This window comes from Arthrobacter sp. Hiyo1, assembly GCF_001263615.2.
Lineage (GTDB): Bacteria > Actinomycetota > Actinomycetes > Actinomycetales > Micrococcaceae > Arthrobacter.
Genome location: NZ_DF952468.1, coordinates 501950 through 507568, shown reverse-complemented (window position 1 = coordinate 507568; position 5619 = coordinate 501950). Strand labels below are relative to the sequence as shown.

The following is a 5619-nucleotide window of genomic DNA, read 5'->3' as shown; positions in this document are numbered from 1 at the left end:
CAGGAGTAGGCCCACCATGGCCGCGAAGGGCACTCCAGTGGGCCGCGACAGGCACATGAGCAGGACCACGGGCATCGCCGCGAGGTACTTGCGACGCACCAGCAGCAGGAGCGAACCCGCCAGGAGCAGGGTATTGAGGGATTCCGCGTAGGGGACCTGCAGGATGGCCGAGACGGGGAACATCGAGAAGAAGGTCAGTGCCCACAGCGCCGTGGTCCGCCCGGCGAATTCCCGGAACAGTTTGTAGGCCACCAGGGCCGCCCCAAGCCCGGCCACCATCGCGACGACCGTCAGGGCGGGCAGCGTCGCCAGTCCGGTGAGTGCACCGAGCGCCTTGGCAAGGTACGGAAAGAGTGGATAGAACGCCCAGGAATTTTCCGCGACGCCGCCGTTCGCATTGACCGGCAAAACAGAGGGGTACCCGTTGTTCGCCGCTTCGGCGTACCAGCGCCCATCCCAGATGGTGATGAAGTTCCAGTAGTCAGGTGCCGGCGGAAACCACGGATTGACGCCTTGCTGCAACGCTGCGGCCATGAAGATGCAAGCGCTGACAAGCCTCGAGGCGATGTAGACGAGGGAGACCTGGACCCACCACGGCCAGCCCGCGGCGTGGGCTCCGGCGCGGCGCAATCTTCGGACCAGGAATCCCGTCGGGGACCGCGATTCGAGTGACGGGGTCACTCTTTTGGGTCTTCCTGGTTCCCGGCTGCCTCCAGGGCCAGTTTCAGCCGTTCGATTTCCCTCTCCTGCGAGGTCAGCTGATCCCGGAGCTCATCGAGGACCTCATCCACCTGGTCCATCCGGTAGCCCCGCAGCCCAAGGGCGAAGCGCACGCGGTCGACGTCGGATGCCTTGGCTCCTGCCGGCAACAGGACCGGCGGCAGGTTCGGGACGGGTTCATCCAAACCGGCGCCGGAGTCGCGGGAGGATCTCGCCATTCCGGCGCCGAGGAACAACACGGCACCGATAATGACAATCGCGAGAAAGACCAGAAAAAAGCTCACAGCAACCATCGTGCCAGACTCAGCTGAGAGTGCAGTGACGGCAAGGCTACTCCGGGCGCTGGTCCCCGTTGGTCGAGGGTGGCCGCGGGATTCCGTGCAGGACGCGGTGAACGGCGTCCGCAGGATCGTCCACAAGCTGGATGAGGTCCAGGTCCTTCGCGGAGACCATGCCTTCGGCCACCAGGGTCCCCTTGATCCATTCGATCATCGGGCTCCAGAAGTCGACCCCCAGAAGGACGATGGGGAACGATGTCACCTTGCGGGTCTGCACCAGGACCATGGCTTCGAACAGTTCGTCCAGGGTTCCCAGGCCGCCCGGCAGGACAATGAACCCTTGCGCGTACTTGACGAACATGGTCTTGCGGGCAAAGAAGTACCTGAAGTTGATGCCAAGGTCCACCCAGCGGTTGAGGCCTTGTTCGAACGGCAGCTCGATTCCCAGTCCCACGGAAACGCCGTTGCCTTCAACGGCGCCCCTGTTGGCGGCTTCCATGGATCCCGGGCCACCACCGGTGATGACGGCGACGCCGGCTTCCGCGAGGTGGCGGCCCACCTGCACGCCCATATCGTAATAGCCGGTGCCCGGCTTGGTGCGGGCGGAACCAAAGACACTGACGGCGGGGCCGAGCTCGGCGAGCGCACCGAATCCTTCAACGAATTCACTCTGGATCCGCAGGACCCGCCACGGGTCGGTGTGAATGAAGTGGTCGGCTCCCCTGGTGTCCAGGAGTCGCTGGTCCGACATCGGCATAGCGGCCTGTTTGCGCCGAAGCTCCAAGGGTCCTTTGTGCTTGGCTGGCGGCTCTGCGGCTACGGCCGGAGCTGACGCTGCCGATCCGTTGCTCATCGCCTTGCCATTGGCGTCTGGACTAGGAACTTGGGGCTGGCTGGTACTCATTGACCTAGGCTAGCGCGGATGGCGGCTGCAGCCGTTCCGGCGTGGCCTGTTGTTTGCGGTATTGGGTTTCCTACCCATCATTTGCTGTCAGATAGCTGCAAAGCAGGTATCTGTTGAATCACGATCCACGTAAGTTAGTGTGAGCTGGCTCAACTTGAATCATTTCTTCGCTAGATTCGTCACATGACTATTCAAGCCGCCAGCGATGCCCTCGTCTCCCTGAATGGCGTCAATAAGCACTTTGGTCAACTACATGTCCTGAAGGACATCAACCTCCAAGTGAAAAAGGGTGAGGTTGTGGTTGTCATCGGGCCTTCGGGCTCGGGCAAGTCCACGCTGTGCCGGGCCATCAACCGCTTGGAGACCATCGATACGGGCGAGATTTCGATCGATGGCAAGAAGCTGCCTGAGGAAGGCAAGGAACTTGCCCTTCTCAGGGCCGATGTCGGCATGGTCTTCCAATCGTTCAACCTGTTCGCCCACAAGACGATTCTCGAAAACGTCACGCTGGGACCGATCAAGGTGAAGAAACAGGACAAAGCAACCGCGGACAAGGACGCCATGGCGTTGTTGGAGCGGGTCGGCGTCGGGCAACAGGCACCCAAGATGCCTGCACAGCTCTCCGGTGGCCAACAGCAGCGTGTGGCAATTGCCCGGGCTCTCGCGATGAAGCCGAAGGTCATGCTTTTCGACGAGCCGACCTCGGCACTTGATCCGGAAATGATCAACGAGGTCCTGGATGTCATGGTCCAGTTGGCCAAGGAAGGCATGACCATGATCGTGGTCACCCACGAGATGGGCTTTGCGCGCAAAGCCGCCGACCGCGTTGTCTTCATGGCCGACGGCCAGATTGTTGAAGACGCCAAGCCGGAGGAATTCTTCACCAACCCCCAAAGCAACCGTGCCAAGGATTTCCTCTCCAAACTCCTGACTCACTGACACTCACCGCACCCAGGCCGCGGGGGTGGCCGCACAATGAAAGGAATATCATGAAGTCTTTTATCACCCGGAGGAAATCCCTCCTGGTCGCTGCAAGCGCGGCGCTCGCCCTTTCGCTGAGCGCATGCGGTGGCGGCGGCGGTTCCACCACCGCGCCAAGCAGCGAGTCCGCACCGTTCACGGTGGCCCAGAACGTGTCCATCACGGGCAGCCCCACGTTCGACAAGATCAAGTCGAACGGAAAGATCACGATCGGCGTCAAGCAGGATCAGCCTGGCCTGGGCTTCAAGGATGCCGCGACCGGCGAGTACAGCGGTTTTGACATCCAGGTTGCCCAGTGGATCGCCGCATCCCTCGGTTTCTCCAAGGACAAGATCGAGTACAAGCCCATTCCTTCGGCCAACCGCGAGTCCGCCATTACCAACGGCGACATTGACTACTACGTCGGGACCTACTCCATCACGGACAAGCGCAAGCAGTTGGTCGACTTCGCCGGACCCTACTTCGTGACGGGTCAAGGCCTGCTGGTCAAGAAGAGCAACACGACCATCAACAGCGAGAAGGACCTGAGCGGGAAGAACGTCTGTTCGGCCACGGGTTCAACCCCCATCCAGAACATCAAGGCAAACTTCCCAGGCACCAAAACCACTGAGTTCGACACGTACTCACAGTGTGTCGAGGCGCTCAAGAGCGGCCAGGTCGATGCTGTGACTACCGACCAGGCAATCCTGATCGGTTACGCCTCCCAGGACACCGACAACCTCAAGGTGGTAGGCCAGCCGTTCACCACTGAGAAGTACGGTGTTGGCTTGAAGAAGGGCGATACCGCCTTCCGCAAGTTCGTGAACAAGATGTTCACTGACGGCGGCTCTGTGTGGCAGAAGATCTACGACTCCACACTGGGCCAGTCCGGCACCAAGGTCACCCAACCCGCAGTGGACAACTACTAAACCCATGTTGAGGGGGCGGCCGTTGGCCGCCCCCTCGAATATCGGCTGAAAGCGACCATTCTGTGAATACGCTGCTGAATAATTCGGACCTGTTCATCACAGGGTTCCGGAACACCCTTGTACTTTTCGTCGTTGCCGGGATCTTCGCCCTGATCCTGGGCACCATCGTGGCGACCTTGAGGGTATCCCCCATCCCTGCGATGCGCGCCGCAGCCACTTTGTACATCAACGTTGTGCGCAACACCCCATTGACGTTGGTCCTGTTCTTTTTTGCCTTGGGCTATCCGAAGCTCGGTCTCGTGGAAATTGATTTCATGACCGCAGCAACCGTCGGCCTCAGCCTGTACACCGCTACTTATGTGGCGGAAGCCGTGCGCTCCGGCATCAACACCGTGCCTGTCGGCCAGGCCGAGGCTGCCCGTGCCATCGGCCTTCCGTTCACCCAAACCCTGACCCTGGTGATCCTCCCCCAGGCATTCCGTGCCGTCATCCCGCCCATGTTCAGCGTGTTCATCGCATTGCTCAAGAACACAACGGTGGCAGCCGGCTTCTCGGTCGCCGAAGCGGGAGCCATCAGATCGAATCTTTCCGAGCGCGGCGAGCCTGCCATGGCCGGGCTGCTCTGGGTCGCACTGATCTTCGTTCTGCTCGTTTTCATCCTTTCCTTCGTCCAGCGGAAGCTTGAAAAGAAATGGAAGGTGGCCCGATGAGCTCGGTCCTTTTTGACGCTCCGGGCCCGAAGGCCCGCGCACGCTACCGGATTCTCGGCGTCGTGACCGCCCTGGTCATTCTCGCCATCGTCGGATTCATCGTCCTTCGTTTCGCCCAAAGCGGCCAGTTCGACGAGAAGAAGTGGCATTTGTTCACCTTCCCGCTGGTCCAGCAGACCATCATCCAATCAGTGGGCGCCACGCTTTCAGCGTTTGCCACGGCAGCCGTGCTCAGCTTGGTGCTGGGTGTCTTCCTGGCCTTCGGGAGGCTCTCCGACCGCAAGTGGATCAGCTTGCCTTGCTATGGGTTCACGGAGCTCTTCCGTGCCATTCCGTTGCTGATCCTCATGATGATCTTCTACTACGGGCTCCCTCCCCTCGGCGTCCAGGGGATCACGCCTTTCACGGCAGTCGTTGCGGGCCTGGTGCTCTACAACGGATCGGTGCTCGCGGAAGTCTTCCGGGCCGGCATCGAATCGCTCCCCCGTGGCCAGAGCGAGGCCGGCTACGCCATCGGCTTGCCGAAGAGCGCGGTCATGACAAACATCCTGCTGCCGCAGGCGGTCCGCTCGATGCTCCCGGTGATCATTTCCCAACTCGTGGTCATCCTCAAGGACACCGCATTGGGCTTCATCGTCACCTACAACGAGATCCTCTTCCAGGCCAAGTACTTCGGAAGCCAGGCCCAGTACGGTTCGCCCATCATTCCTTCCGCGATCATTGCCGGTGTCCTGTACGTCGGGATGTGCCTGATCCTGGCCGGAATCGCCAAGTGGCTTGAAGGCCGGATGCGCCGCAACGTCAAAGTGGTGAAGGTGGCCAAGTCGGAGATTGTGGCAATCGAGGGCTAGTCGCAAGAACGTCGCAAACGTGGGTGTGGCCCGTGGGCTTGGTTCCGGAACCAAGCCCACGGGCCACACCCGCATTCTCAAGCAAAAATAGGGTCACTCCACCTAGTCAGCCAGCCACGACCGCAACGCCCGGAGGCACTCACGGATGGCGTCGGCGTCGACGTGTTCGTTGTCTTTGTGCGCAAGAAGCGGATCGCCCGGTCCGAAGTTGACCGCGGGAACGCCGAGCTCGCTGAAGCGCGCGACGTCGGTCCAACCGTACTTGGG

At 61.0% G+C, this 5619-nt stretch carries 7 protein-coding genes and 1 pseudogene; 4 read left to right on the top strand and 4 right to left on the bottom strand.

Annotated features, from left to right (window positions below):
* The 3 genes and pseudogenes from AHiyo1_RS02280 to AHiyo1_RS02270 form a co-directional block, all read right to left on the bottom strand.
* Positions 1–681: pseudogene (locus tag AHiyo1_RS02280) on the bottom strand (hypothetical protein); the annotation flags it as partial.
* Positions 678–1013, bottom strand: coding sequence for a DivIVA domain-containing protein (locus AHiyo1_RS02275; RefSeq protein ID WP_059387488.1), 336 nt, complete (start codon positions 1011–1013; stop codon positions 678–680). The pseudogene AHiyo1_RS02280 and the gene AHiyo1_RS02275, both read right to left, overlap by 4 nt.
* A gap of 37 nt (positions 1014–1050) precedes the next feature.
* Positions 1051–1851 carry an LOG family protein gene (locus tag AHiyo1_RS02270; protein WP_059387487.1) on the bottom strand — a complete coding sequence of 267 codons (801 nt, stop codon included), beginning with the start codon at positions 1849–1851 and terminating at the stop codon, positions 1051–1053.
* A gap of 234 nt (positions 1852–2085) precedes the next feature.
* Between AHiyo1_RS02270 and AHiyo1_RS02265 the strand changes: the two genes are divergently transcribed.
* From AHiyo1_RS02265 to AHiyo1_RS02250, 4 genes are all read left to right on the top strand, one after another.
* Complete coding sequence (locus tag AHiyo1_RS02265) at positions 2086–2841, top strand: amino acid ABC transporter ATP-binding protein (protein WP_059387486.1); 756 nt, start codon at positions 2086–2088, stop codon at positions 2839–2841.
* 50 nt (positions 2842–2891) lie between these two features.
* Positions 2892–3791, top strand: a complete 900-nt coding sequence (locus AHiyo1_RS02260; RefSeq protein WP_059387485.1) for a glutamate ABC transporter substrate-binding protein — start codon at positions 2892–2894, stop codon at positions 3789–3791.
* 62 nt (positions 3792–3853) lie between these two features.
* Positions 3854–4501 (top strand): amino acid ABC transporter permease, encoded by a 648-nt coding sequence (locus AHiyo1_RS02255; protein ID WP_059387484.1) that lies wholly within the window; start codon positions 3854–3856, stop codon positions 4499–4501.
* Complete coding sequence (locus tag AHiyo1_RS02250; RefSeq protein ID WP_059387483.1) at positions 4498–5352, top strand: amino acid ABC transporter permease; 855 nt, start codon at positions 4498–4500, stop codon at positions 5350–5352. The genes AHiyo1_RS02255 and AHiyo1_RS02250 overlap by 4 nt, the downstream gene beginning before the upstream one ends.
* A 102-nt stretch (positions 5353–5454) precedes the next feature.
* Here the strand turns inward: AHiyo1_RS02250 and AHiyo1_RS26070 are convergent.
* Positions 5455–5619: M20/M25/M40 family metallo-hydrolase (locus AHiyo1_RS26070; RefSeq protein WP_340639283.1), on the bottom strand; the 165-nt coding region annotated here is incomplete at its 5' end.